The sequence below is a fragment of the Desulfosporomusa polytropa genome, from assembly GCF_055380075.1.
In genome coordinates this window covers 1,692,066-1,717,930 of the sequence record NZ_AP042400.1, presented here as the reverse complement: position 1 = coordinate 1,717,930, position 25,865 = coordinate 1,692,066, and the positions used below count along the sequence as shown (strand labels likewise).

The 25,865-nt window shown below is 44.7% G+C and carries 27 protein-coding genes and 2 other annotated features; of the genes, 26 read left to right on the top strand and 1 reads right to left on the bottom strand.

All coding sequences use genetic code 11. The features are described 5' to 3' along the window. The first annotated feature begins 44 nt into the window (after positions 1-44). The 3 genes from ACZ449_RS09875 (at position 45) to ACZ449_RS09865 (ending at position 3,546) form a co-directional block, all read left to right on the top strand. Positions 45-830, top strand: a complete 786-nt coding sequence (locus tag ACZ449_RS09875) for an electron transfer flavoprotein subunit beta/FixA family protein (RefSeq protein ID WP_464260857.1) — start codon at positions 45-47, stop codon at positions 828-830. Between the two features lie 19 nt (positions 831-849). Next, the gene (locus ACZ449_RS09870; RefSeq protein ID WP_464260856.1) at positions 850-2,049 is read left to right on the top strand and encodes an FAD-binding protein; all 1,200 of its coding nucleotides are present in this window, start codon (positions 850-852) and stop codon (positions 2,047-2,049) included. A 237-nt stretch (positions 2,050-2,286) separates the two neighbouring features. Then, entirely contained in the window at positions 2,287-3,546 is a 1,260-nt protein-coding gene (locus ACZ449_RS09865; RefSeq protein WP_464260855.1) for a glutamate carboxypeptidase, read from the top strand. Between the two features lie 64 nt (positions 3,547-3,610). Here ACZ449_RS09865 and ACZ449_RS09860 read toward each other — a convergent pair whose 3' ends face one another. Next, entirely contained in the window at positions 3,611-4,504 is an 894-nt protein-coding gene (locus tag ACZ449_RS09860; protein ID WP_464260854.1) for a DMT family transporter, read from the bottom strand. A 129-nt stretch (positions 4,505-4,633) separates the two neighbouring features. After that, positions 4,634-4,894: a binding site (T-box leader), on the top strand. A 124-nt stretch (positions 4,895-5,018) separates the two neighbouring features. On the opposite strand from ACZ449_RS09860, the gene trpD reads away from it, so the two are divergent. The 23 genes from trpD (at position 5,019) to ACZ449_RS09745 (ending at position 25,844) form a co-directional block, all read left to right on the top strand. Next, positions 5,019-6,059, top strand: coding sequence for an anthranilate phosphoribosyltransferase (gene trpD / locus ACZ449_RS09855; RefSeq protein ID WP_464260853.1), 1,041 nt, complete (start codon positions 5,019-5,021; stop codon positions 6,057-6,059). Positions 6,060-6,079: 20 nt separating this feature from the next. Next, entirely contained in the window at positions 6,080-6,673 is a 594-nt protein-coding gene (locus tag ACZ449_RS09850) for a phosphoribosylanthranilate isomerase (protein ID WP_464260852.1), read from the top strand. Continuing rightward, entirely contained in the window at positions 6,663-7,433 is a 771-nt protein-coding gene (gene trpC / locus ACZ449_RS09845; protein WP_464260851.1) for an indole-3-glycerol phosphate synthase TrpC, read from the top strand. Before ACZ449_RS09850 ends, trpC begins: the two co-directional genes overlap by 11 nt. 16 nt (positions 7,434-7,449) lie before the next feature. Further along, the gene (trpB, locus tag ACZ449_RS09840; RefSeq protein WP_464260850.1) at positions 7,450-8,631 is read left to right on the top strand and encodes a tryptophan synthase subunit beta; all 1,182 of its coding nucleotides are present in this window, start codon (positions 7,450-7,452) and stop codon (positions 8,629-8,631) included. Then, entirely contained in the window at positions 8,628-9,419 is a 792-nt protein-coding gene (gene trpA, locus ACZ449_RS09835) for a tryptophan synthase subunit alpha (protein WP_464260849.1), read from the top strand. Before trpB ends, trpA begins: the two co-directional genes overlap by 4 nt. Then, positions 9,416-10,912, top strand: a complete 1,497-nt coding sequence (trpE, locus tag ACZ449_RS09830; protein ID WP_464260848.1) for an anthranilate synthase component I — start codon at positions 9,416-9,418, stop codon at positions 10,910-10,912. The genes trpA and trpE overlap by 4 nt, the downstream gene beginning before the upstream one ends. A 1-nt stretch (position 10,913) precedes the next feature. Next, positions 10,914-11,483 (top strand): anthranilate synthase component II, encoded by a 570-nt coding sequence (locus ACZ449_RS09825; RefSeq protein ID WP_464260847.1) that lies wholly within the window; start codon positions 10,914-10,916, stop codon positions 11,481-11,483. A gap of 54 nt (positions 11,484-11,537) precedes the next feature. Then, positions 11,538-11,806 (top strand) — a binding site (T-box leader). A gap of 33 nt (positions 11,807-11,839) precedes the next feature. Further along, positions 11,840-12,676 (top strand): prephenate dehydratase, encoded by an 837-nt coding sequence (pheA, locus tag ACZ449_RS09820; protein WP_464260846.1) that lies wholly within the window; start codon positions 11,840-11,842, stop codon positions 12,674-12,676. Between the two features lie 55 nt (positions 12,677-12,731). Then, on the top strand, positions 12,732-12,968 hold the full coding sequence (locus ACZ449_RS09815) for a YkuS family protein (protein WP_464260845.1): 237 nt from the start codon (positions 12,732-12,734) through the stop codon (positions 12,966-12,968). Between the two features lie 385 nt (positions 12,969-13,353). After that, entirely contained in the window at positions 13,354-13,794 is a 441-nt protein-coding gene (locus ACZ449_RS09810; RefSeq protein WP_464260844.1) for a MarR family winged helix-turn-helix transcriptional regulator, read from the top strand. Between the two features lie 225 nt (positions 13,795-14,019). Next, the gene (locus tag ACZ449_RS09805) at positions 14,020-14,631 is read left to right on the top strand and encodes a DUF1638 domain-containing protein (protein ID WP_464260843.1); all 612 of its coding nucleotides are present in this window, start codon (positions 14,020-14,022) and stop codon (positions 14,629-14,631) included. Then, positions 14,628-15,104, top strand: a complete 477-nt coding sequence (locus tag ACZ449_RS09800) for a DUF2115 family protein (RefSeq protein WP_464260842.1) — start codon at positions 14,628-14,630, stop codon at positions 15,102-15,104. The genes ACZ449_RS09805 and ACZ449_RS09800 overlap by 4 nt, the downstream gene beginning before the upstream one ends. Next, positions 15,101-15,754 carry a DUF1638 domain-containing protein gene (locus ACZ449_RS09795; RefSeq protein ID WP_464260841.1) on the top strand — a complete coding sequence of 218 codons (654 nt, stop codon included), beginning with the start codon at positions 15,101-15,103 and terminating at the stop codon, positions 15,752-15,754. The genes ACZ449_RS09800 and ACZ449_RS09795 overlap by 4 nt, the downstream gene beginning before the upstream one ends. A 45-nt stretch (positions 15,755-15,799) precedes the next feature. Continuing rightward, on the top strand, positions 15,800-16,426 hold the full coding sequence (locus ACZ449_RS09790) for a DUF3786 domain-containing protein (RefSeq protein WP_464260840.1): 627 nt from the start codon (positions 15,800-15,802) through the stop codon (positions 16,424-16,426). Positions 16,427-16,704: 278 nt separating this feature from the next. Next, complete coding sequence (locus ACZ449_RS09785) at positions 16,705-17,787, top strand: NADH:flavin oxidoreductase (protein WP_464260839.1); 1,083 nt, start codon at positions 16,705-16,707, stop codon at positions 17,785-17,787. 228 nt (positions 17,788-18,015) lie between these two features. Then, positions 18,016-19,053, top strand: coding sequence for an epoxyqueuosine reductase (locus ACZ449_RS09780; RefSeq protein WP_464260838.1), 1,038 nt, complete (start codon positions 18,016-18,018; stop codon positions 19,051-19,053). 345 nt (positions 19,054-19,398) lie between these two features. Next, positions 19,399-20,370 carry a 2-hydroxyacid dehydrogenase gene (locus ACZ449_RS09775; RefSeq protein WP_464260837.1) on the top strand — a complete coding sequence of 324 codons (972 nt, stop codon included), beginning with the start codon at positions 19,399-19,401 and terminating at the stop codon, positions 20,368-20,370. 275 nt (positions 20,371-20,645) lie between these two features. Beyond that, a complete protein-coding gene (locus ACZ449_RS09770) occupies positions 20,646-22,001 on the top strand; it encodes an MATE family efflux transporter (RefSeq protein WP_464260836.1) in 1,356 nt (451 codons plus the stop codon). An 82-nt stretch (positions 22,002-22,083) separates the two neighbouring features. Beyond that, on the top strand, positions 22,084-22,275 hold the full coding sequence (locus tag ACZ449_RS09765) for a hypothetical protein (protein WP_464260835.1): 192 nt from the start codon (positions 22,084-22,086) through the stop codon (positions 22,273-22,275). Positions 22,276-22,476: 201 nt separating this feature from the next. Then, on the top strand, positions 22,477-23,649 hold the full coding sequence (locus tag ACZ449_RS09760; protein ID WP_464260834.1) for a M20 metallopeptidase family protein: 1,173 nt from the start codon (positions 22,477-22,479) through the stop codon (positions 23,647-23,649). A 25-nt stretch (positions 23,650-23,674) separates the two neighbouring features. After that, a complete protein-coding gene (locus tag ACZ449_RS09755) occupies positions 23,675-23,875 on the top strand; it encodes a DUF3311 domain-containing protein (protein WP_464260833.1) in 201 nt (66 codons plus the stop codon). 27 nt (positions 23,876-23,902) lie between these two features. Then, positions 23,903-25,378: a sodium:solute symporter family protein gene (locus tag ACZ449_RS09750; RefSeq protein WP_464260832.1), complete on the top strand. Its 1,476-nt coding sequence runs from the start codon at positions 23,903-23,905 to the stop codon at positions 25,376-25,378. A 265-nt stretch (positions 25,379-25,643) separates the two neighbouring features. Beyond that, entirely contained in the window at positions 25,644-25,844 is a 201-nt protein-coding gene (locus ACZ449_RS09745) for a putative signal transducing protein (RefSeq protein ID WP_464260831.1), read from the top strand. Positions 25,845-25,865: the final 21 nt, after the last annotated feature.

Genomic DNA, 25,865 nt, shown 5'->3' with positions numbered 1-25,865 from the left:
TAATTTGTTACTCTTATTCTATTTTTACAACAGGAGGATATTACATGGAAATAATAGTCTGTGTCAAGCAGGTGCCTGACACCACTGAAGTTAAAATTGATCCGCAGACAAATACACTGATTCGCCAGGGCGTACCAAGCATTGTAAATCCTTTTGACAAAAATGCGGTAGAAGAAGCTTTGCAGCTTAAAGCAAAGCATGGTGGAAAAGTCACTGTAATCTCGATGGGGCCGCCGCAGGCCAAAGATGCATTGAAAGAGTGTATTGCCCTTGGGGCTGATGAAGCCATTTTATTAAGTGACCGCGCTTTTGGTGGAGCTGATACGCTGGCTACCAGCCGTACGTTAGCTGCTGGAATTAAAAAAATCGGTAACTTTGACGTAATTATCTGTGGCAAGCAGGCCATTGACGGTGATACTGCCCAGGTAGGGCCAGAGATTGCCGAGCATTTGGATATTTCCCAAATTACCTATGTTTCCAAACTGGAAATTACGGATGGTGTTGTTCGCGCTGAACGTGAACATGAAGAAGGCTATGAAGTTATTGAGACTACGTTGCCTGTGCTCTTAAGTGTGGTGAAATCGATCAATGAACCACGCTATCCCAGTATCAAAGGCACCATGAAAGCCAACCGTAAAGAGATTCCTGTCTGGACTGCTGCTGATGTTGACGTAAATCCTGAGCATATTGGACTTAAAGGCTCGCCAACCCAAGTGCGCCGTATCTTTACCCCTGAGCAGCGGGTACAAGGTGAGATTATTCAGGAAGAGAACGCTCGTACTGCTGTAAATCGCCTGTTAACGAAACTAAACCAGGCGAAAATTATCTGATAACAGGGGGTATTTAAAAATGGCTGTAATTTTAGACAAAGAGCAGTGCATTGGCTGCAGTGCCTGCGTCAATGCCTGTCCGTTCGGCGCTATTGTTATGGAAGATGATAAAGCCGTAGTTACCGATGCTTGTACAGTATGTGGCGCTTGTGTTGATGTGTGTGCTGTAACGGCCATCACTCGTCCTGCTGCTGCAGAATCGACAGTAGATACTAGTGCATATAAAGGTGTTTGGGTATATATCGAGCAGTTTCAAGGCAAAGCCCGGAATGTCGGGCTTGAACTCTTAGGCCAAGGTCGCAAGTTGGCTGACGCTATGCAGCAGGAATTGGCCGCCGTTCTTATCGGTGATGGTGTGGAACCATTAGCAAAGGATTTGTTTGCTAGCGGAGCTGATAAAGTATATTTACTAGAAGGAACAGAATATAAGCACTATAGCACAGATGGTTATACCATTGCTATTACGGATTTGGTTCATACCTACAAGCCTGCGGTTATTCTCATGGGGGCAACCAATGACGGGCGCGATCTTGGTCCTCGGGTAGCTTGTCGGGTAGGGACTGGTCTAACAGCTGATTGTACTAATCTGGGCATCGATGAAGAAACAGGGCTTGTTGCCTGGACTCGTCCAGCCTTTGGCGGCAATATTATGGCCACCATTCTCTGTCCTAACCATCGTCCGCAGATGGGAACCGTCAGGCCCAATGTCTTCAAACGCCCAGAACTGGATATGTCCCGTACCGGTGAGCTAGTTCAAGTTGCCAGCAAAGTTACGTCTACTGACATTCGCACCAAGCTGATTGAAATTCTGTCACTTGCGGATACGGCTTCCTGCAATCTGGAAGAGGCTGAGTTTATTGTTGCCGGTGGCCGGGGTATGGGAAAACCTGAGAATTTTACACTTATTGAAGAATTGGCTGCTGTATTAGGTGGTGCTGTCGGAGCCTCGCGTGCAGCGGTTGACGCTGGTTGGAAACCGGCCATTCACCAGGTTGGACAAACCGGCAAAACAGTAGCCCCCAAAGTCTACATTGCCTGCGGAATCAGCGGTGCTATCCAGCACTTGGCAGGTATGTCGACTTCAGACATCATTATTGCCATCAACAAAGACGACGCTGCGCCCATATTTAAATCTGCCGATTTTGGTATTGTTGGTGATGTTTTGGAAGTATTGCCTATATTGATTGAGGAGATTAAGAAGCTTAAACAGGCTTGTTAGTAATAATGTAATAAAGTCCCGCATGCTGGAAATACTGGCATGCGGGACTTATTAGTTTATGACATGAAAACGTTGTTATCTGAAGCTTTAGAATATTAAAAGGATTTAAAATACCAATAGCGAATAACATATTAGGCATTTAATGGAAACAAGGATGTGGGGTGATAGGTATATAAATAAGTTGCATCAAATAGTTTAAACCGTTCCTGCATGATACTAATAGGGGGTATGCTAAAAATGAGTAGGCTACTAAAAAAGGTTATTCCCGCAGTCATAATTGGTTTAATAGTCCTTTTTTCAGTTTCGACTGTTGCAATGGCGGCAGTAAAAGATGAGATCGTGTATCAAAAATGTGAGGAGCATAAAACGACACTACTTGCCGATCTTGAAAACTACGTTAACATTGATAGTGGCAGTACCTATGAGCCGGGTCTTAAAAAATATCAGGGGTTGCTTATTGATCGACTTAAGGAATTGGGTGCCGAAGTTACTTATACTGAAGTAAACAAACCGCAGGCAGGCTACAATATCCAAGCGGTATTTCGTGGAACAGGTAAAGGAACGGCGCTAATTTTGGCCCATGCTGATACGGTCTATGTAGCCGGTACTGCGGAAAAACGTCCATTTACCACTGATGGGATAAAGGCTTATGGACCAGGCGTTTCCGATGAAAAAGGCGGATTAACACTGGCCTTGCATGCGCTGGCCATTTTAAAAGAAACTGGATTTCAAGATTACGATCGTATCACATTTTTGATTAATCCTGATGAAGAAAAAAGTTCGCTTGAATCCCGGGAAGTGATTATGCAAGCCGCAAAAGAACATAAGTATGCACTTTGCGTGGAGCCAGGAATTCCTGGCGATTATGTAATGAATTGGCGCAAAGGTATTGGCCGTTTAACAATGCAGGTAGCAGGACGTAACGCCCATGCGGGCATTGAACCAGAAAAAGGACGTAATGCTACTGTGGAATTAGCTCACCAAATCGTTCAACTTTCTAAACTGAGCGATCCAGCCAAAATGACAACCGTAAACTGGACATTGTTGGATAAGACGAAGACACCTGTTAACGTAATACCTGATGCCGCTTGGGCACAGGCTGATGTGCGCGTATTATATCCAGAAGAATATGACAGGATAGTGAATGATGCAAAGAGAATTTCACAGAAACAGTTAGTGCCTGACACAAAAGTGACATTCGACCTATTCCGTGGTCGACCGCCTTTTGCGAAAAATGATAAAACCGAGAAGTTGGTGACACATCTTCAAAATATCTATAGCAAAGAACTTGGTATTACTTTGGGTGTTCAAGGCTCTGGCGGTGGTTCAGATGCGAATTATGCCGCGATTGTCGGCGCTATAGCCGTAGATGGACTAGGAATTGTTGGCGGTAACGACCATACACCAGAAGAATTTATTGAGGTTTCGAGTATTACACCACGCCTATATCTGTTAACACGTACTCTGATGGATATTGGCAGCGGTGCTGTAGAGTAGTACTGAATTAAAATGTCCCGTATTCCAATTTAAAATGGAATGCGGGACTTATTCTATAACTGAGTCACCTGGATTTTTCTGTTGTAGTTTTCGAATTATTACCTTTAGAAACATACAAGCCAACCAAGATGATAACGGCTCCAGTGAATTGCAACCAACCAAAGGTTTCGCCGAGGAAAAAGTAGCCGCCGCCAACGGCGAAAACAGGTGCTAGGTTGTTATACAGGGAGGCTGTGGTACTACCTGCCTTGGCTGTTGCCCATATCCAAAGACAGTTGGCTAAACAAAGCGGAAAGATTCCTGAGTAAAGAATACTGGCCCAACCTGGCCAGGGCACGGTCTGCCAGTCTACGGCTAGGACGGACGGCAAAGATATAACCGTAAATAGTCCAGTGGAAATCAGCAAAATATAAGCGGTAACTTGGTAGGCTGAGTAAGTGACTGACAATGGCCGAGAAAAAACCGTGTAGTAACCATAACTCAATTGGGCAAATAAAAGTAGTATGGCACCGATACTATGATCTCCGGCGAGACTAAGTTCTTTGCCTGTACCTGCTACCATTAGAGATACACCAACCAGAGAGAGTATGATACCCTTGATGACTTGTGACTTAATGGTTTCAATTCGGTGAAAGTGGTTGATAATAGCAATACTGACAGGCAGACAGCCCAAAATAAGTGATGCATTGCCAGCTGTAGTTAACTGTACCCCAAATGTAAAAAAGAGTTGAAAAAAGAAAAAACCGATACTTGATATGGTGAGGGCTTTCCAATCTTCGTGTCTCAGGGGTATCCAGATACACATACGCCGTAAGACAAGCCAACCAATAGCTAAGGCCGCAAACAAGCGGACTGCATTGTACGGCATGGGCGGAATATGGATAAGTCCAATCTTCATGATCGGCGCATTTATTCCCCAGAGAAAAGCAACAAGGACTAAGAGTAAATGTACACGCATCTCAACACCTCAATAGTACTATACAATGCAGTATAGAAATAAAGCAACCATAAATTTAACGACTCTTTTGAAAAATACTATTGACAAGATGATAATTGTACTTTATACTGACGATAATCTTACATATTGTAAATAGCTGTGAGCAGGACGAGTACATGTGTACACTTTAGTTCAGCGAGCTGGTGACCGGATTTTCCGGAGGTGTGATGACCAGCCTTGAGAACATATGGAATGGACCTGTGAGCTGCCCACCAAACGCAAATGCAAGTAGGCTGGGCCGGATGCCACCGTTAGCAGGCTAGGGTATCGGATGTATTATTCCCGTATCTGAACAAGGGAAAGTGTTAGGCTTTTCAAATAGGGTGGTATCGCGACCATTTCGCCCCTGGGGTGAAATGGTCTTTTTATTTTCCGCCTGCCTATACATTTTCCAATTTAGGGTGGTACCGCGAACCATTTCGCCCCTTTCGGCGAAATGGTTCTTTTTATTTTCTATCTAAAGGAGGCAACAGTTATGTTGAAACACTATCTTTCTCAAACAATTGCTGGCCAAGACCTCTCACGCGAGGAAGCCAAAGCTGCTATGCAAGTAATCATGTCAGGACAGGCAAGTGATGCGCAAATCGGCGCTTTTTTGACAGCTATGCGGATGAAAGGGGAAACCAGTTTGGAGGTTGCTGGTTTTGCTGAAACCATGCGTAATCAGGCAGTTAGGGTAGAATGCAGTTCAAAAAAACTAATTGATACCTGCGGGACTGGTGGCGATCAGCGGGGGACTTTCAATATTTCAACAGCAGCAGCCTTTGTTTTGGCTGGCGCCGGGCTTAATGTGGCTAAACATGGTAATAGGGGCGTGTCCAGCACCTGCGGCAGTGCTGATGTCCTGAACGCATTAGGGATAAAGCTGGAATTGCCGTCTGGGGTCGTGTCAGAGGCCATTGACACGATTGGCGTTGGTTTTATCTTTGCTCCTAGTTTTCATCAGGCCATGAAGTATGCCGTTAAACCACGCAAAGAACTTGGTTTTCGCACTGTATTTAATCTGCTTGGTCCGCTGACTAATCCTGCAGGAGCACAGTGCCAGCTTATTGGCGTATATGATCCAGCGCTGACTATCAAGGTAGCTCATGCGCTTGCTGAACTGGGCGTAACTAGTGCGATGGTTGTGCACAGCTTAGATGGGCTTGATGAAATATCAACAGCTTCGCCAACCCAAGTTGCCGAAGTACGCGGTGAGGAAATTCGTTCTTATGTAATTGAACCAGAAGTCTACGGCTTTATGCGGTGCACTTTGGCTGATTATCAAGGTGGCACTATCGAAGAAAATGCGCAGATTATCATCAGGCTGCTTAAGGGTGAGCAGGGCTTCAAACGGGACATTGTACTGCTGAATGCCGCCGCCGCGCTGGTCATAGCTGATGCAGCAGGCGATATTGAGGAAGGGATTGCGCTAGCAGCCAAAAGTATTGATAGTGGTAGTGCATATACCAAACTAGAAGCGCTAAAAACCTTCACACAAAACTACCAGGATAGGGGGGGATTGCCATTATCATAAAAATTTGTGGCATCAGCACAGTGGAAGCGGCGCTGGCCGCCAAAGAGTTTGGTGCTGATTTACTGGGTTTTGTGTTTGCTAGCAGCAAACGGCAGATTACGCTAGCGCAGGCACAGAAAATTTCCCGTCAGGTGTCAGGCATTGCTAAGGCAGGGGTATTTGTCAATGCGCCATTACATGAGGTGCAGGCGGTAGCGCGGGAGTGCCGGCTGGACTATGTTCAACTCCATGGCGACGAGTCACCGGAATATTGCTCACAGGTTGGTTACCCGGTTATAAAAGCTTTCCGCATCGGCCCTGAATTTAGGGTAACGGCTTTTGCTGGTTATCAGTCGGCCTGGACGCTGTTTGACAGCTTTAGCGTCGGACAGCAGGGCGGAACAGGGATGGCTTTTGACTGGCAGCAAGCCCAGGTACTTGTGCAGCAAGCGCCGAAACCGCTAATGGCAGCTGGCGGTTTAACACCAGACAATGTGGCCGAAGCCATTCAGGTTCTTAAGCCGGACGGGGTTGATATATCTGGCGGTGTTGAAACCAATGGGGTTAAAGATATAGAAAAAATAGAGCGGTTCATTGCCGCTGTCAGACGAACCGAGGTGCAGCATGTTAGATAAAATTATAATGCAGACAAGACTGGCGGTTGCGGCAGCCAAAATGGATGAACCGCTTGCCGTAATAGATAGTCAGGTAGTATCAGGCAGCTTTGCTTTTAGCGGGGCAATCAAAGAAGCTGAATGGTCATTAATTGCCGAGTGCAAGCTGGCTTCGCCAGCCAAAGGAACATTATGCAATAAGTACACAGTGCTTGAATTGGCGCAGATTTATGCTGGTAATGGAGCTACCGCCTTATCGGTGCATACCAATGCTGCATTTCGCGGCAATATCGACGATATTGTCAAAGTAAAAGCAGCAGTGAAGCTGCCGGTACTCTGCAAGGAATTTATCATTGACGAATATCAGTTGTATGCAGCCAGAGCAGCCGGAGCCGACGCTGTACTGCTAATTGCCGCAATATTATCAGATGCTGAGTTGGTGCGCTTTTTGCAAATTGCCAGGGATTTAGGAATGGATTGTTTGGTGGAAGTGCATACCTTGGCAGAACTTATCCGGGTGCAGCAAACGGAGGCTAAATTGATAGGCATCAACAACAGGGATTTGCAGACTTTTACAACTACTATTGCCCAGACCTTCACGTTGTTGAATCATTGTGAGCCAGACCGCGTGATTATCAGTGAAAGCGGTATTAAAAACGGGGAAGATGCCCAAAAGTTAAAAACGGCCGGTGTAAAGGGTATTCTGGTTGGTGAAAGTTTGGTTATAGCCAGTGATGTGGCGGCGATGACACGTGAACTGGCGTTAAGCGGTTCAAAATAAGAGAGGAGAGGTTACAATGCCTAATGAAAAGGGAAGGTTTGGACAATATGGAGGTCAGTTTGTTCCGGAAACAGTTATGCCGGCGCTGATTGAGCTTGATGATAATTACCGCAGATTAAAAGACGATCCTGGATTTAAAGCTGAGGTAGATTTTTATTTTAAGGAATATGCCGGCAGACCGACCAAACTCTATTTTGCCGATAATTTAACCAAGCATTATGGGAAGGGGAAAATTTATTTAAAACGGGAAGATTTGCTGCACACTGGTGCTCACAAGATTAATAATGCGATCGGTCAGGCGCTGTTGGCGCGGCGCATGGGGAAAAAACGCATTGTGGCTGAGACCGGAGCCGGGCAGCATGGGGTGGCTTGTGCTACGGTGGCCGCACTGTTTGGAATGGAATGCTGCGTGTTCATGGGCGAGGAAGACATGGAACGGCAGGCTCTGAATGTTTTTCGGATGAGGCTGCTCGGAACCAAGGTTATACCTGTCACCAGCGGTACCGGTACTTTAAAGGACGCAACCACGGAAGCTATCAGATACTGGGTTACTAATATTCGGGATACGCATTATATTATTGGTACTGTAGCCGGGCCACATCCGTATCCGATGATTGTCAGGGATTTTCAGGCGATCATCGGTCAGGAACTGGCAGCGCAGATTGCTGAAAAAGGGGAAAATCTAAAATATATAGTAGCCTGCGTTGGCGGCGGCAGTAATGCCATGGGAATCTTTTATCAGTTCCGGGATACTGCCTCAGTCACCAAAATTGGTGTCGAAGCTGCCGGCAAAGGGTTAACTACCAACGAACACGCGGCATCGCTGACTCATGGCAAACCAGGAGTACTTCACGGCGCTTTAAGCTATTTGCGCCAAGATAGTGATGGTCAGGTAATTCCAGCTTATTCGATCTCAGCTGGCCTGGATTACCCTGGTGTCGGGCCGGAACATTCTTTCTTCAAGGATGCCGGTAAGGTACAATATACGGCAGTTACAGACAAAGAAGCGTTAGCCGCCTTTCAACGGCTGTCACAGGTGGAAGGCATTATTCCGGCAATGGAAAGCTCCCATGCGCTCGCTTATTTAGAGCACTTGATGCCCAAGACCGAAATAACCGATGCGGTTGTTGTCTGTTTGTCTGGACGCGGGGATAAAGATGTACAGATGGTATCAAATGTATTGGGGGGATTAGCATGAAGCTAGCAGAAAAAATGCAGGATTGCAAGTCATCTGGCCGCAAGGGGCTGATTATCTATATAACAGCCGGCTATCCTGACTATAATGCGACATTACAAGCCGTCAAGGCAGTAGAAGCAGCCGGTGCCGATTTGGTGGAGATAGGGTTACCATTTTCTGACCCAATGGCTGACGGTCCCATCATCCAGAAGGCGGCTGCGCAGGCATTAGCCGCCGGGGCTACTGTTGATAAAACGCTCAAGCTGGTAGAACAGCTTACTAAGGAAACGAAAATTCCCCTGGCGATTATGACCTACTATAATATCGTATTACAGTATGGGATTGACAAATTTGCCGCCGACTTTGCCAAGGCTGGTATCAGCGGCCTGATTCTTCCTGATTTGCCAATAGAAGAATCTGCTGTTGTTGAACCTGCGTGTCAGCAGTCGGGAATTGATCTAATCAGATTTATTGCGCCGACTACGACACCAGAACGGTTAAAACCCATTTGCAGTCAGGCGTCTGGCTTTATATATTGCATATCAAATACGGGTGTTACCGGTGTGCGCCAGATTGACTATAGTCAGCTTGCGCCGCTGTTGGCTGATGTTCGCAAGGAAACCACAGTACCGCTGGCGATTGGGTTTGGTATCGGCACTCCGGAAGCTGCGTGTCAGGCAGCCAACTATGCAGATGCGGTTATTGTTGGCAGCGCGGTTGTGGATCGTTTGGCAAAACAAGGTGTTGCAGCTGTGCAGGAGTTTACCAGTACGCTTAGGCAGGCACTTGATAAGGGGGTACAAGGATGAAAGCATTTCCCGAAAAAGAGGAATTTTGCCAGTTAGCGGGAACCTACTCCGTGATGCCGGTAAGTGTTGAGTTACCAACCGATATGGAAACTCCGGTTTCTCTGTATTATAAACTGGTAGGCGATGAGCCAGGGTTTATCTTAGAAAGTGCCCAGACTGGCAAAAACTTTGGCCGCTATTCCTTCATTGGAACAAGGCCGTTGGCTACATTTACTGCCTATAATAACAAGGCCGAACTCAGTTTTGGTGACTGTATTTTTAAAGAGCAAGGGCAACCGCACCTATTGCTTGCTGATTTTTTGAAGCAGTTTTCCATGCCGGAAATGCCGGAATTGCCGTCATTTGCCGGTGGTGCGGTGGGCTATGCCGCTTATGAATCAGTGGCTTCCTGGGAACGGGTATGTGGCCTAACAATTCCAGATGATTTGCCACTTATTGAATTATTGGTTTGTAAATATATTATTGTTATGGATCATCTTACTCATTGCACGCAACTGATCAATTTGGTACACCTTACCCCCGAGGTTCAGGATGCGGCGGCGGAATATGAGCAGGCACTGCTGGAACTGGAAGAACTTGTTGCTAAACTCAGTCAGCCTGTCATTTTGCCTGACGATCAGTCCACTCAGGACAGCCAATCCAATGCAAATAACCCGATTGAACTAACCGGTGAGGAGGACGAAACTCTCCGTAAGCAGCAGTATATCAACATGGTAGAGCAGGCTAAAGAATATATCGCAGCCGGCGATATATTTCAGGTTGTGTTATCGCGTCCCTTCCATTACAAGTTGACCCAGCATCCATTTGCGCTATATCGCCGGTTACGACAGGCTAATCCGTCGCCGTATATGTTTTATATTAATTTTGGCGATAAGCAGCTTGTTGGCGCATCCCCGGAACGGCTAGTCAAGCTGGAAGATGGTAAGGTGCTAACTTGTCCGATTGCCGGTACACGCCGCCGGGGCGAGACTCCGGCAGAGGATGAAGCATTGGCTGCTGAATTATTAGCTGATACTAAGGAATGTGCAGAACATGCGATGTTGGTAGACTTGGGTCGCAATGATATTGGCAGGGTCAGCCTGCCAGGAACTGTTACGATTGACCGGATGATGGAAGTGGAAAAGTACTCCCATGTCATGCATATTGTATCAGAGGTATCAGGTCAGGTTGATCCTAAGTTTTCTGCGGTTGATGTGCTGACCGCCTGCTTTCCGGCAGGTACGGTAAGCGGCGCACCAAAGGTACGGGCAATGGAAATCATTTATGAGTTGGAAGGCGACAGCCGCGGCCCTTATGCCGGTGCGGTAGGATATTTTGACTTTCGGGGCAATATGGATACCTGCATTACTATCCGCACATTAATTATTGATGGTCAGCAGGTTACTGTACGAACAGGGGCCGGGATTGTTGCCGATTCTGTGCCAGAGATGGAATATAAGGAAATCATGCAGAAAGGCAGAGTTTTAATGCAACTCATTGAGGAGGCTGAGTGACATGATTTTGCTAATTGATAATTACGATTCATTTACCTATAATGTGTACCAGTATGTAGCCAATCTGGGCTATCCAGTGTCTGTCATCCGCAATGACAGGATAACGCCTGAGGAAATAGAGCGTACAGATTATAGCGGGATCATCATCTCGCCAGGACCGGGAACACCCGCTAAGGCCGGGATATGCAAAGCAGTTATTGCCCGGTTTGCAGGTAAAATTCCGATACTGGGAATCTGCCTTGGTCATCAGGCTATTGGTGAGGTGTTTGGCGGCAGGGTTATTCGCGCGCCACAGCCGGTACATGGCAAGGCTGAGTATATTATTCACCGGGGAAAGGGAATTTACAAGGATTTGCCCAAACCTTTTACGGCTGGTAGATATCATTCGCTCATTGTTGAGAAAACCGGATTGCCTGACTGCCTGGAAATTACGGCTACTTCACAGGATGGTTTAATTATGGGGCTTAGACACAGAGAATTCGAGGTAGAAGGGGTACAGTTTCATCCTGAGTCAATTCTCACACCCCAGGGTAGTAAAATATTGGAGAACTTTCTTGTGAAGACAAGATAAAGTAGATTGTACTTGAATAAATACCAATAGCATGCTATAGTAGAAAAAATAGCAGTAAAGACTAAGAAGAGGAAAAGTAGGTATACTGATTTCTTCACAGAGAGCCGGGAGGCTGAGAACCGGCATGGATTGGTCTACTGAAGTTCGCCTTGGAGTTGCTTGCTGAAATCTGGTCTGACAGGAGTCGCAGATGGTAGGTGTAGCCGGAGACCTTCCCCGTTATCAATGAAGGAGAGTATCGGCGTTAGCCCGTACTTTACAAGGTGATTCGTCGCAAGGCGGATAACAAAGGTGGTATCGCGAGAGTTGCTCTCGTCCTTTTCAGGGACGGGAGTTTTTTATTTGGAGGGATGATTATGGCGAGGACAGTTGGTTATCTTGGCCCACAGGGAACATATTGTGAAGAAGCCGTTTTACACTTATATGGTATAAACGATGTTTGTCTAAAACCGTTTACTGGGATTGATGACGCCATTCGGGCAGTTGGATCAGGTGAAGTAGATGAAAGTATTGTACCTGTGGAAAACTCACTAGAGGGTTCTGTCAATATTACATTAGACACTATGGCTCATGACGTTAATCTATATATTACAAAAGAGATTGTTTTGCCTGTTAAACATAATTTGTTAACGAAAAAAGGCAGTGATGAAATTGCCGTCATTGTGTCTCATCCCCAGGCCCTGGCTCAATGCCGCAAAACACTGGGAAAACTGTATCCGAAAGCCAAACTGAAACCAGTTGAAAGCACTGCCGCCGCGGCCAGAATAGTGGCAATAAGTGATGGGTTATGTGCGGCTGTAGGTAGTTTACGGGCCGGTGAATTTAATGGATTAACAGTTGCTGCAAGCAATATCCAGGATATTGCTTCTAATTCCACCCGCTTCATCGGTTTGCAGCGGCAGCCGATTGTCTTTGCACCGGGAAACTGTAAAACGACACTAGTCTGTCAAATTCATGGCGAGCAGCCAGGCAGCTTGTATAATCTACTGGGGGAATTTGCCCAAAGACAGGTGAATCTAATGCGGATTGAGTCCCGCCCTGCCCGTACTGGACTGGGAATGTACATCTTCTTTCTCGATATCGAAGGCAGTGCAATAGAAAGCAATATTGCAGCCGCAGTTAGTGCGATTGAGGAAAAATGCTTGTGGTATAAAAACCTTGGTTCCTATCCGGTCTATCATGTTGAGAAATGATAACGTAATGGAAGACTTATATTTGGGCAATAATAAGCTCGAAGGAGGTGTTCTTGTGGCAAAAAAGGTAGCTGTAGAAAATAATTTATCAACAATTAAGCAAGCACTAGAAAAGAGTGGTTACACGGTTGTAAGTCCTACAAGCAAAGATGGTGGTATAATGGCGTGCGTAGTAATGGGTATGGATAACAACCTAATGAATATTCAAAATACTATCACTAAAGCCCCTGTTATTGATGCGACAGGTATGACGCCTGAGCAGGTAATTTCCCGCATTGAATCGCTTCAATAGTAAAGAAAACACGGCTTGCGCTGAGCCTTTGGCGAAAGCGGAAGCCGATGTTGCCCTTATCCTGCTTTTAAGAAAGTTTTATACTTTCTGTTAGGGTAAGTAAGGCCCTGTCGCTCATGCGATAGGGTTTTTTATTAGCAATTTGCCAAGCAACATCTCCTGGTTTTACGTAGACCGTCGCACATGGAGTGGTATTAGAAAACGCAAGTGAAATAGCCAAATGGGTAGGGTAATAGCTAAAAAAACAAGAACTAAAGATAATATTCAATACTGTGTTTTATACATAATTTTGTTTTAGTATTGACAAGCGTTGTTATAGACTATATTATATTTTATAACAACATGAGTGTATATACACACTAGTAAATAATATAGGAGTGCAATAGTGAAACATGCCGATGGATACTACCCCAAAGCCCCTAGTCTATGCTTGTGTCTTAACATACGTAGGGCTTCACGGGCAGTAACTGAATTTTATGAGAAGATTTTGGAGCCAAGCGGGCTTAAAGTTACACAATATTCATTATTGCGTCATCTTGAGCAGGTAGAGCCGGTCAAAATTACCGAACTTGCCAAAATCATGCGCATTGATCGTACTACTTTGAACCGGAATATGAAACCGCTTACTGAAGCTGGCCTGATTGAGGTTAATTCGGGTCAAGATCCCCGTTCGAGGGAAGTTACTCTTACCAAGGCAGGCAAGATGGCGTTGACAAATGCAACAGTATTATGGGATCAAGCGCAGGCCTCGCTACAGGAATATTTGGGAGACGACAGCAGGCACTTTCATCATTTAATTTCTAAACTGGAAGCGCTGGTGCCGTAACTTTTTCGTCCTGAAAGAAGATATAACGTTAGTTTTGATAAGGACAACATCGGCTTGCGATTTCTCCTAATGCTCGGCGCGAGCCGTATTTTCTTTTTTTAAAAATAGTGCATATACACGCAAAAAAACTATATAAGGGGTGCTATATGTGTTTCAACTGCTTGAAAAGCTGTCCCATTGGATTATCTTAGTGGATAATCCAATGGGACAGGAGGCCATCCTCTCATGAAAATATGTCTTCTGGGTTGCGGGATTTACCAGCCGGAACTGGAACAGGTTTTAGCTCAGATTAAAGCGGAAAAGCTGTTTGATTGTGAATTTACGGTAACCTATCTGCCGATCAATCTGCATATCGATTTAAAAAAACTGAAAACGGCTGTCCTGGAGGCCTTGGATGCTGCAGACGCAGACCGAATTATTCTGCTCTATGGTTCGAAATGTCATCCTGAGTTTGATTTGTTCCTGCAGGATTATCCAATCGTTAGGTTTGACCAGTCCAACTGTGTTGAACTGGTTATGGGCGAAGGCCTGCCGGAGAGTGGGATGGATTCCCGGACTTTTTACCTGACTTCCGGGTGGATGCTTAAATGGCGGGAGCTTTTTGATCCGGGCTGGGGTGTGGATGAGGTTGCCATAAGACAGAGTTTTGCCTGTTATGACCGAATATTGTTTACCGATACCGGTATCGGTGAGATCAGTGATGAACAGCTACTGGAATTTTTTGAATACACCAGGGTGCCTATTGAAGTTCAGCAGGGAAGCTTGGACGAATTTAAGAAAAATATTGTGGCAGCAATCCGACAGGCTATAGCAGCGGCAGAGCAGAGACCAGCATGACAAATCAGGAGTTGCTCCATGTGTTAAAAAAAGAAGCTGGTACTTTGGTTATGGCAGAAGTTGCCCCGGGAGTTTCGGACAACGGACCAGCGTCGCAACCTGACAAACGGCACCGGTATCTTGCCAACCAGGTGGCTGAGTACAATCGGCAGACACTGCAGGAGATTAAGAGCAGAGACAGTGTCGATGTGATAGCCGACATTGATCTGGAAGTCTTTAATGAGTTTACGTTGCTGCTTACCCAATACCTGGCAGACAATGCCCCCGGTCAGGAAAATTTACAGAGATATGTCCGGCTTACTGCCACCTATCTTACCTTTATCGCCCGGAAGCCTTTGCACCCGCCGGGCCTGCTTTTTGCAGACGGGCAACGATTGACTGCCCATGGCAATACGTTTTACTGTCCGGTCAAAAACAAGCAATTGCCTGGCGTGCCATCGTTGTGTCAGTACTGTGGCGCGGAGGCTATATGACAATTAAAATAATTGCCTGTGAGGTCATGCGGGAAGAACTTCTTACTGTAAAAACAAAGCAAGATATCGAAATTGAAGTCGTTCCGATGGGGCTTCATTCGCATCCTAAGAAACTGCATTGTGAGTTGCAAAGGCTGCTTAATGATTCGGTGGGATACGAAAAAATCATTCTGACGTTTGGTCTCTGCGGCGGGGCTGCCAAGGGTTTACAAGCAGGGGCTAGTCCATTAATTATACCGCGGGTTCACGATTGTATATCCCTATTTCTAGGATCGCGAGAGCGATATGAATGCCTACGCAAGGAAGAGCCAGGCACTTTATATTTTACTTGTGGCTGGATGACTGCCGGGGATGATATCCTTTCAGAGCATCAGCGGACTGTAGAAAAATATGGTGAGAAAAAAGCGCTGCGCATTCTTTCTAGAATATACAACGGTTACCGGCGTATTTTTTTTGTTCATACAGGCTGTCAAGAAGAGGAAAGTAGTCTGAGAAAGTCGTACGAGAAAGCCGAATTATTGAACTTACGGCATGAGATAATACCTGGTGATCTTTCGTATATTTGCAAATTAGTCAATGGTCCTTGGTGCCAGGACCTATTTATTCACATTGCGCCGTATGAAACGGTTCGGGAAGAAGAATTTTTCTAGTTATTGTTGGTGTATATACACTAACAATTAATGAAAGGAGAGCTTATGAGTAGTGGTTACGAGCAAATTTATGAAAACCTTATACCAAAACTGAGCAAATGCGATTTTTCAGAGGTTGCCGAACGGCTTGGTCTATCACTTCAGCCAAACGGTGCTTTATCTGTCAATTTTCTTGGCCGGGAATATGAGGTTAGCTCGTGCGGTGTTAATCCGACGGACGGTAAACCGGTTAATGTTAACAACAGCAGTGTGCTGGCTTACTATACCTTATCCAAAGGCGCGGGTGAACCTGAATGTTCATATGTGCCGATTTCTTATCATGCCGGCCCGGGAATAATATTTACAAATACAAACTGGATGACTGATCCGCTAGGTAAAGCCTTCAATGGAAATTATGAATCATTCAGCGAAACCATGTACAGATTAGGTGGGATTTTTAATGGCAAGCTGAAATCGGAGGCCTATTCATGGTCGCTGCAAATATTGCCGAAAATCCCCCTGCAAATTATTTATCATGATGGTGATGATGAATTTCCCTGTGAAGTTCGGATTTTGTTTGATAAAAATGCTTCGCTCTTTTTGGAGTTTGAATGTCTGGCTTTTTTAGAGGGATGCCTTGTAAGATCTATGATTATGACTGCTCAAACGGGAGACACGACCGGATGGGTATAATACGGTTGCATATATAATGTTAACAAAACAGAATCGTCTAATGATACAATAACACTTATCAATTCTCGCGGCTAATTAGTGTATATACACGTAAAATAGACGCTATTGATGACTGCCGAGTGCTGGGGGAGGTGAAAATCACGTTTACCGTAAAAAAGCTATTTTGCTGAGCCTACTATAAACCCAGATATGGCTGTGGCAACTGTCAAACCACAGTGTTTTGCCAAGACAAGAATCATAAGGTGTATAACGAGTTTAAAAGAGGAGCGTGTAGTTAAATGAAATCATTATTTGACCAAACCCAATTGGCGGGGATGAAACTGAAAAACAGGTTTGTCCGTTCAGCAACTTATGATGGATTAGCGGACGAACGCGGCCACATGACAGAAGCGTTATTTCAGGTTTATGAGAATCTGGCGAAAGGCGGGGTTGGCACCATCATCACCGGACTTGCGTGCGTTAGTGCTGTGGAAGAACCAATTCCGCAACAGATGGGCATCTATGACGATTCTTTTATAGAAGAATATAAAAAGCTCACAGAGATGAGTCATCACTATGATGCAAAGATTATTCTGCAAATCGCTTCCCCTAGCGCGCAAACCGCTCCCAGTAACAGCGGCAAGGTCATGTGGGGGCCAAGCGCGGTTGAGGATTTGAGTTACAAAACGACCCCGGCGGAAATGACTATACAAGATATTCATCTTGTACAAGGAGCGTTTGCCAATGCAGCCCTCCGGGCAAAAATGTCGGGGTTTGACGGCGTTCAGATGCATGTAGCGCACGGATATCTGTTAAGTAAATTCCTGACCCCTTATTATAACCGCAGAAACGATGGCTATGGCGGCAACATTGAAAATAGGATAAGAATGGTTCTCGAAACATATAAGGCAATCAGGGACAAGGTTGGTCCGGATTATCCGGTTCTTATCAAAATCAACTGTGAAGATTTTATGGATCAGGGGATGACTTTTGCGGAATGCAAATATGTTTGCGAAAAGTTGGCCGAACTCGGGATAAATGCGGTTGAAGTCAGCGGGGGTATCCCCTCATCGCGGCCTAAGGAGGGGACAATAAGAGTAATATCGACAGAGCAGGAGTCCTACTTCAAGCCGTATGCCGAGGAGCTGGCTCGGGACATCAACGTGCCGGTCATTTTAGTGGGCGGCAATCGACAGGTTGCCCCGCTGACGGAAATTTTGAATCAGACTTCGATTGAATATATTGCGCTTTGTCGTCCACTGATCCGTGAAAGTGATCTAATTAACCGCTGGCAGGCTGGTGAACTAAGTTCTGCAAAATGCGTTTCGTGTAACAAGTGTTTCCGTCTTGGAGGAACGCGGTGCGTTTTTGATCAACAATAATTTCGGTCAAAATCGCAGGGCTTTTAGAAAACGGCATCTGAAGTTATTATTTATTTAGCGCCATCTATCCTAATTTGACTTTAAGAAGGGATATAAAAAATGGAACAATGTTGTTGTTGGACAAGAGCGGTTGATGCTCTGAATAAGTCCAATTTCAGCGTACGTTACTTTAGTAATCGGCAGGAAGCGCTAGACTATATTCCTAAATACATTGCATAAGGATGATTGATGATGGATAAAAAGGAACTGACAAAGAAAATCAAAATGAAAGCTTTGGAGCTAGGATTTTCCAAAATTGGCACCACTACCGCAAATGATTTTATTGAGTACGAACAGGAACTGAACTCCCGCCCCGACTACACTCCCTGGATTAACACTCCGGGAACAGGCTATTTGATTGATGGATGTCGCCCCAGAGCATTCTATCCAGAAGGGAAATCTATCATTTGCACTGTCTACGGTTTTAGCGATATCCTATTCCCCGACGAACTGACGCCCTATGTGGGTCGGGCCTATTTAAGCCGCTCCTATCGAGCTCTAGAGAAGTCCTCCTGTGGTATGCGCGTCAATGCGTTTAAGGATTTTATCAAGTCTTTGGGCATCTCCATGTATGAGGGGGGGATCACTGTTCCTGAACGCATGGCATGTGCGAGAGCCGGAGTTATTACCTATGGTAAGAACAACTTCGCTTACACCGAGGAAGATGGCTCTTTCATCATTTTGTATACATTCGTAGTCGATACGGAATTGGAATACGACGAACCTACAATAATCTGCAAATGTCCGTCAGATTGCCAGCAATGTATAAAGGCCTGTCCTACTCACGCAATAGCGCAGGCAAGAAGACTGCTTCCGTTGAATTGCGTAATGTTGAATAATCTAAGTAACATGGTTATCCCCTATGAGTTACGTGAAGGCCTTGGTACAAAGATCCATGGCTGCGATGCTTGCCAGCTCGCTTGCCCTCGAAATAAGAAGGTATTGGCAAATGCATCGAGAAAAGATTTATTCCTGGAAGAACTGAAAAAAGACTTTGATTTAGAGCGAATTTTGCTCCTAGATGAAAAGTATTATCAGGATGTGGTCTATCCCATCATGTATAACTACATCCGGGATATGGATCTGTTCCGACGAAACGCAGCTATCGCCCTTGGTAATACGGGTGATCCGGCGCATATCCCAGCACTAAAAAAGGCACTGGAGAATGCAAACCCCCTAGTTCGGGACGCTGCTCAATGGGCGATTGGTAAACTGAGTGTGAAATGAACTTTCAACCAATTTAATTCCTCATTTCTGACCGAGGGTGATTCCAACCACATAACACCTTTTTAGGCAGGGGCTGTCGCACTAAGAAATTAGTGTGGCGGCCCTTTTGCGCAAAAAAAAATCTCCGGACTTCGAAAAGTCTGGGGAAAGGTGTAAAATTTATTTATGCTCGTAAACAAATTGGCACAAAAGAAGGATACAACTTTCGGAAACGTAATAAGTACATAAGCAATCCCGTGTGTATAATCAGAATTGATGCGAAGTTTGTGAGCAGGAGGAAGAGAAACAACGGCGAAGTAAATGAGATGGCAAATAACATTCTATGAAATAAGGGCGGTGGACTTTATGACCAAATATAAAGTTGTAATTACCGGAAAAATATTACCTTCAGCACTAGCGGCCATTGGGGATCAGTGTGAGGTTCGCCAATGGCAGAAGTCAACGCCTCCGCGCGTTGAAGAATTAGCAAAGTGGCTGGAGGATGCGGAAGGATTGTTTGTTACTGGCAATATTACAGTAAATGAAACATTATTAACGGCTGCGCCCAAAGTAAGAGTAATTGCGCAATCGTCAGTAGGTTATGATAATATTGATATTAAGGCCTGTACCAGCCGCAAGATTCCTTTTGGCAATACGCCAGGTGTGCTTGTTGAGGCAACGGCAGATTTGGCTTTCGGACTACTTTTGACAGCAGCCCGGCGTATTCATGAAGGCTGGGATTGGGTACGGGCCGGGAAATGGCAAGCGGGACAACTGCCACTAGGCGTAGATTTGTATAATAAGACAGTTGGTATTGTCGGTATGGGGGCGATTGGTTCAGCTGTTGCCAGACGGGCTCAGGCCAGTGGAATGAAAGTCATTTATAATAATCGCCATCCCCGTCCTGACCAGGAGCAGCTCAAAGCCGAGTATCGTACCTTCTCTGAGCTTTTAACAGCAGCAGATTTTATTGTTGTGCTTACCCCACTGACTCCTGAAAGCCGGGGAATGTTCGGGGCAAAAGAGTTTGCACAAATGAAACCAACAGCCTATTTCATTAATGCGGCTAGAGGCGGGGTTGTAGATACGCAAGCTTTATACAAGGCGCTATCTGACAAACAGATTGCCTATGCGGCGCTGGATGTCACTGATCCTGAACCGCTGCCGGCAGATCATCCCTTATTAAAACTGCCGAATATCCTTGTTGTTCCTCATATTGGCAGTGCCACAACCGAAACCCGTAACCAGATGGCCTTATTAGCAGCCGAAAATCTTTTACTTGGTTTGGCAGGTAAACCTCTGGTAACTTGCGTAAATTCGGAAGTAAATTATCGCTGATAATGGTGCTTTGTTTTGCACTGTATGGAAGGGATAGCCGCAAATTCAAGAGCAAATCAAAAAGCGAGAGTGCTTCGCCATACCTTTTGGCAACGATGAGTCAAACTCATTGCCAAAAGGCAGCGCGGCAATCTCGCTTTTGCTTCCTACTCACCTACAATTTATATAGTTGTAGGTTTAATATAATGCTAACTGATTGTAAAAGCTATTGCTATGTATTTGAAAGGGCATTATTATATTATAATGGATATAGATTCTATTTAACGGAGGAAAATATGGAACAATCCGAAGCCTTAGGGCAGGAAAAAATAAGTAAGTTATTATGGCAGTTTTCGTTGCCAGCTATTATCGGGATGGTAGTGAATGCGCTATATAATATTGTTGACAGTATCTTTGTTGGTAACTGGGTTGGTGATATTGGCCTTACCGCTGTAACGATCGCATTTCCCATTATGATTATTTTAATGGCAATTGGAATGTTGATTGGCATCGGTGCTTCGACGCTGGTGTCAATTCGTTTAGGGGAACAAAACCGTCAGGAAGCCGAGATTATTCTTGGCAATGCGTTTAGCTTGATGGTAGTGGCTGTTGTAGTGACAACAGTGGTTGCGCTTACCTTTTTAGACGAGATTTTGGTGCTGTTAGGCGCCGAACCGCATGTATTGCCATATGCCCGCGAATTTACCCGCATCATTCTTTTAGGCAGTGTCTTTATGCATATTGGTTTTGGCCTCAATAATATTATCAGAGCAGAAGGCAATCCGCGGATGGCAATGTCAACCATGTTAATCGCATCTATACTGAATGTTATATTAAATCCATTGTTCATTTTTGTTTTCAAGTGGGGTATAGCGGGCTCAGCCCTAGCTACAGTAGTTGCACAAGCAGTTGCCGCAGTATGGGTACTTCGGTATCTTATCAGTGATCAAGGTGTTCTTAAGCTGCGCTGGTCTAATTTGCGGCTTGATAAAAATATTGTTTTCGACATTTGCAAAATCGGTTTATCGCCGTTTTTAATGCAGATTGCTGCTAGTATGGTAACCATATTATCTAATTACAGCCTGCTCAGTTATGGAGGAGAGCTGGCTGTAGCGGCATATGGGGTGATTAACAGAGTGGCAATGTTAATACTAATGCCTATATTTGGCATCAGCCAGGGTGTTCAGCCAATTCTTGGATATAACTATGGTGCTAAAAATTATGCGCGTGTAATTGAAGTCGTGAAGCTTGGCACATATGCGGCTACTTTGGTATCAGTAATTGGTTTTGCGGTAACACAACTTTTTTCCATCCAGATTATCCGATTATTTAATGACAATCCAGAGCTCATTGCATTAGGCGCAAAGGGAATTGAAATTTCTTTGATAATGTTGCCGATCATCGGGTTTCAAATCATCGGAGCTAGTTATTTCCAAGCAGCCGGCAAGGCCGGATATGCCATTTTCCTTAGTATGTCACGGCAGGTGATTATCTTAATACCGGCACTTATTATTTTACCTCGTTTTTGGGGTTTAGAGGGAATATGGTTGGCAATGCCGGTAGCGGATGTCGTTTCATCACTCTTTACTGGGAGTTTTTTATGGTTGGAACTTCGCAGATTAGCTCCTAAACTATTGGGAAATAATTCTTAAATAAGAACAGCAATTAGCTGCAGGAACTGACCTATAGGGAACGAATACTACCAATAGCAGTAATAAAGAAAGGCTGGTAGAAATGAAAAGCAGGCTACTTGTTGCCGTACTTTCCATGGCTGTTTTAATTATGGCGGCTGCGCCGGTTGAGGCGGTCAAACAGAGTGACCAGGAGACAAACCTAACCCAAATGAAAGCAGATGCTACGAGGGTGGAAAAGCTTCGTCACGGCTATATTACATACGATAAAAACAAAATGTATTATTATTGGTAACGCAGAGTAGTAGAAGGCTGGACCGTAAAGGTCTTAGCCTTTTGTTTTTTTTACTCGACAGTGTTAGTAGGGCTAGCTAGCTAGTATACAAAATATATTAACAAATTGAACTGGAATAGGCAGGATTTTTAGTGGCGTTTGTGTAAAAAAGAATATGGATTAATTTTACAAACAAAAATTAAAAAGGAAAGGGCGACACTTATGAACAAATCTATCCATGAGTTAGTAATTGATGGCAGCGACTATGTCGTTAAGCTGCGACGGCATTTTCGGGCCTTTCCAGAGCTTGGTGGCGAAGAGTATGAAACCCAAAAAAAAATTATCGCCGAACTTACAGCAATGGGGTTACAGCCTCGCTTAGCTGCTGGTACAGGGGTTATTGCTGAGATTAAAGGAGGCCAGCAGGGAAAAACGGTTGCCATACGCGCTGATATTGATGCTTTGCCTATTCAAGATGAAATTGAGCAGCCTTACCATTCACAGCATGTCGGACGTTGCCATGCTTGCGGCCATGACGGCCATACAGCTATGCTGTTGGGGATTGCGAAGGTATTTAATACAATTAAGGAAGAGTTGCCAGGTACTATCAGGCTGCTGTTTCAGCCAAGTGAGGAAAAATTTCCAGGTGGCGCCTTGGCGATGATTGCTGATGGCGCTGTAGAAGGTGTGGATGCTGTAATTGGAGCGCATTTGTGGCAACCGCTCGCAATCGGAACTATGGGGCTGACTTATGGGCCGATGATGGCTTCTCCTGATGAATTTACTATTACGATAAAGGGCTCTGGTGGCCATGGTTCTATGCCGCATCAGACAATAGACCCTTTGTATGTTGGTGCGCAGATTGTATTGGCATTAAAGACGATTACTGGTAATAATGTGAGTACTAATGAACTTGCAGTATTATCACTAGGGGTATTTAAATCTGGTGACGCTTTTAATATTATACCTGACTCGGCTACTCTCAAGGGAACAGTACGGACATTTTCGCAAAGCACAAGGGAGACAATCTTTGCCGCTATTGATAGAATTTGCAGCGGTATTTGTGCGGCAGCAGGGGCTACCTATAACTTAGACAGTTGTTATGGCTTTCCTCCTGTCGTTAATAATCCTGAAGTGGCTAAGGTTGTTGCCCTAGCCGGTGAAACCGTATTGGGTAAGGTGGCTGTAATTGAAATGAGCCCAGCAATGGTGGGTGAAGATTTTTCGTATTATCAGCAACAGGTGCCAAGCTGTTTTATGTGTATTGGTGTCGGTAATAAAGACAAAGGGATTGTCTATCCTCATCACCACCCTAAGTTTGACATGGATGAAAGGGCCTTAAGCAATGGGGTGGAGATTATGGTAGTTTCCGCCTTGAATTTGTTAAAGGCGTAATATTACAAAAAAGGAGGTGTTCACATTGAGTCTGGTTAAAATCATTTTAACGCTTATCCCGTTTATTTGGACAATTGGCATGATTCCCTTTGTCAACCGTGTTAAACCTTTTGTGTTGGGGCTGCCGTTCTTGGCATTTTGGCTAGTTGCTGGAATTATTGTAGCTTTTTTGTGCATCAAAGCTCTTTATACTATTGATTCAAAAAATAATAAAGAGGCGGATTAGCGCCATTAATGAAAGAGGGTACGTAAAATGAGTAACGAGGTAATGGCGCTTATCATTATCTTTGTCTTTGTTGTTGGCGCTACTGTTGTTGGTATGATTCCTGGTATGAAACAAAAAATGAGCTTAGAAGAGTGGGCCGTTGGCGGCCGAAGCTTTGGTCGGTGGTTAAACTGGTTTATTATGGCTGGTGAAATCTATACGGCCTTTGCCTTCCTCGGAGCAAGTGGCTGGGCGTATGCCCGCGGTGGCCCAACCTTTTACATTCTGGGTTATGGTGCATTAGCGTATCTGATAGGGTATTATCTTTTGCCGGGCATTGCAACTGTCGGCAGAAAACATAATCTCTTAACACAACCGGATTTGATTGAAAAGCTGTATGGCAGCAAAGCACTAGGAATATTTACAGCGTGTATTGGTATTGCCTTCTTACTACCTTATCTGCAACTGCAGCTAACTGGTCTAGGTCTTATTATTGAAACTTGTTCTTATGGGCAAATTACTAGAGTACCAGCTATGCTGATTGCTTTTACTATGGTTGCCTTATTCGTATATATTAGTGGTTTAAAGGGAGTTGCAACCACCGCTGCTATCAAAGATGTGATTATGATGGTTGCAGTCGTGTTTTTTGGCTTATATCTGCCGTTTCATTTTTTTGGAAGCCTAGGTGGGATGTTTGAAGCGTTAGAGGCAGCCAAGCCTGGTTTTCTGGCACTGCCTGGCGGTACGAAAAACCTTGATGTAAGTTGGGTTATGTCTACTTTAGTGGTAACAAGTTTGGGTTTTTACATGTGGCCACATTTTTCGGCCAACAGCTTTAGTGCTAAAAATAATGATGTATTGCGTCATAATGCCGTATATTTGCCTTTATATCAATTTACTTTGATTTTTCCGATGTTCATTGGTTTTACGGCATTGCTTATACTGGTCCCTGCGTTGAAGACACCTGATATGGCATTTATGATTGTTGTGCAACAGGTTTTCCCTGGATGGGCGCTTGGCTTAGTCGGCGGCGCAGGTGCATTGGCGTGTATGATTCCGGCAGCAGACTTACTATTATCGACTTCAATGTTATTTTCCCGTAATGTTTATGGACGTACTATCGGACAAAATACCAGTCCGGAAACGATGGGACAAATAGCCAGAGTTGTTGTGCTTGTTCTTACTGCCATAGCATTGGCGTTGGCGATATTCTTACCTAATATGCTTGTTAACCTGCTCTTAACCGGTTACTCGGGTGTTACTCAGTTCTTCCCCATGCTCGTGCTTGGTCTGTGGTGGAAGAAAGCCAGTAAGCTGGGTGCTTTTGCAGGCCTGATAGTAGGTGAGTTGCTTGTTTTCGGTTTGATTCTGGGTAAAATGGACCCAATGCCTTTTGCTGGTTTAAACCTGAATGCCGGCTTTGTGGCATTGCTGGCTAATACGGTTGTCTTTGTGGTCGTGAGTATGTTGACTTGCAATGCGAAAGCCGATCAGTCCAGTTCTGCTGTTATTAAGAATTCTTAATTGGGAACAACTGATAGTAGCCCGTCCTTGTGTACGGGCTGCTATTTTTTTAATAAAACAGGCTAGTTAGAGGAAAAATGACAAAGATGGTGAATATACTTTGCAAGCATTTGAACAAGAGGAACGATAAAAACAGTTTATCAGAAAAACCATTTTTTTTAGCAGGAATACAGCCAGCTTTGGAGAACAAAGTTTAATGATTAGCTTTGTAGTATTTCCAGTTCAAGTGTTTTATTATTAAAAAGAAGCTAATAGGAGGATACTTATGTGGACTGTAGTATACATAGCTTCTAATCGGGCACAGGCCGAAAAATTTAAAAACGTACTGTGTAATGAAGGGGTGCTCGCCGATATACGCCCGGCGGGACTTGTTTCTGCCTTAGGCGATGGCTTGTATGAAATTTTGGTTTTAGAATCAGAAGCCGATGAAGCACATGCTATTTTATGTCAACACGTAATTCGCTAAGCAATAATCGATTGAAGGAGT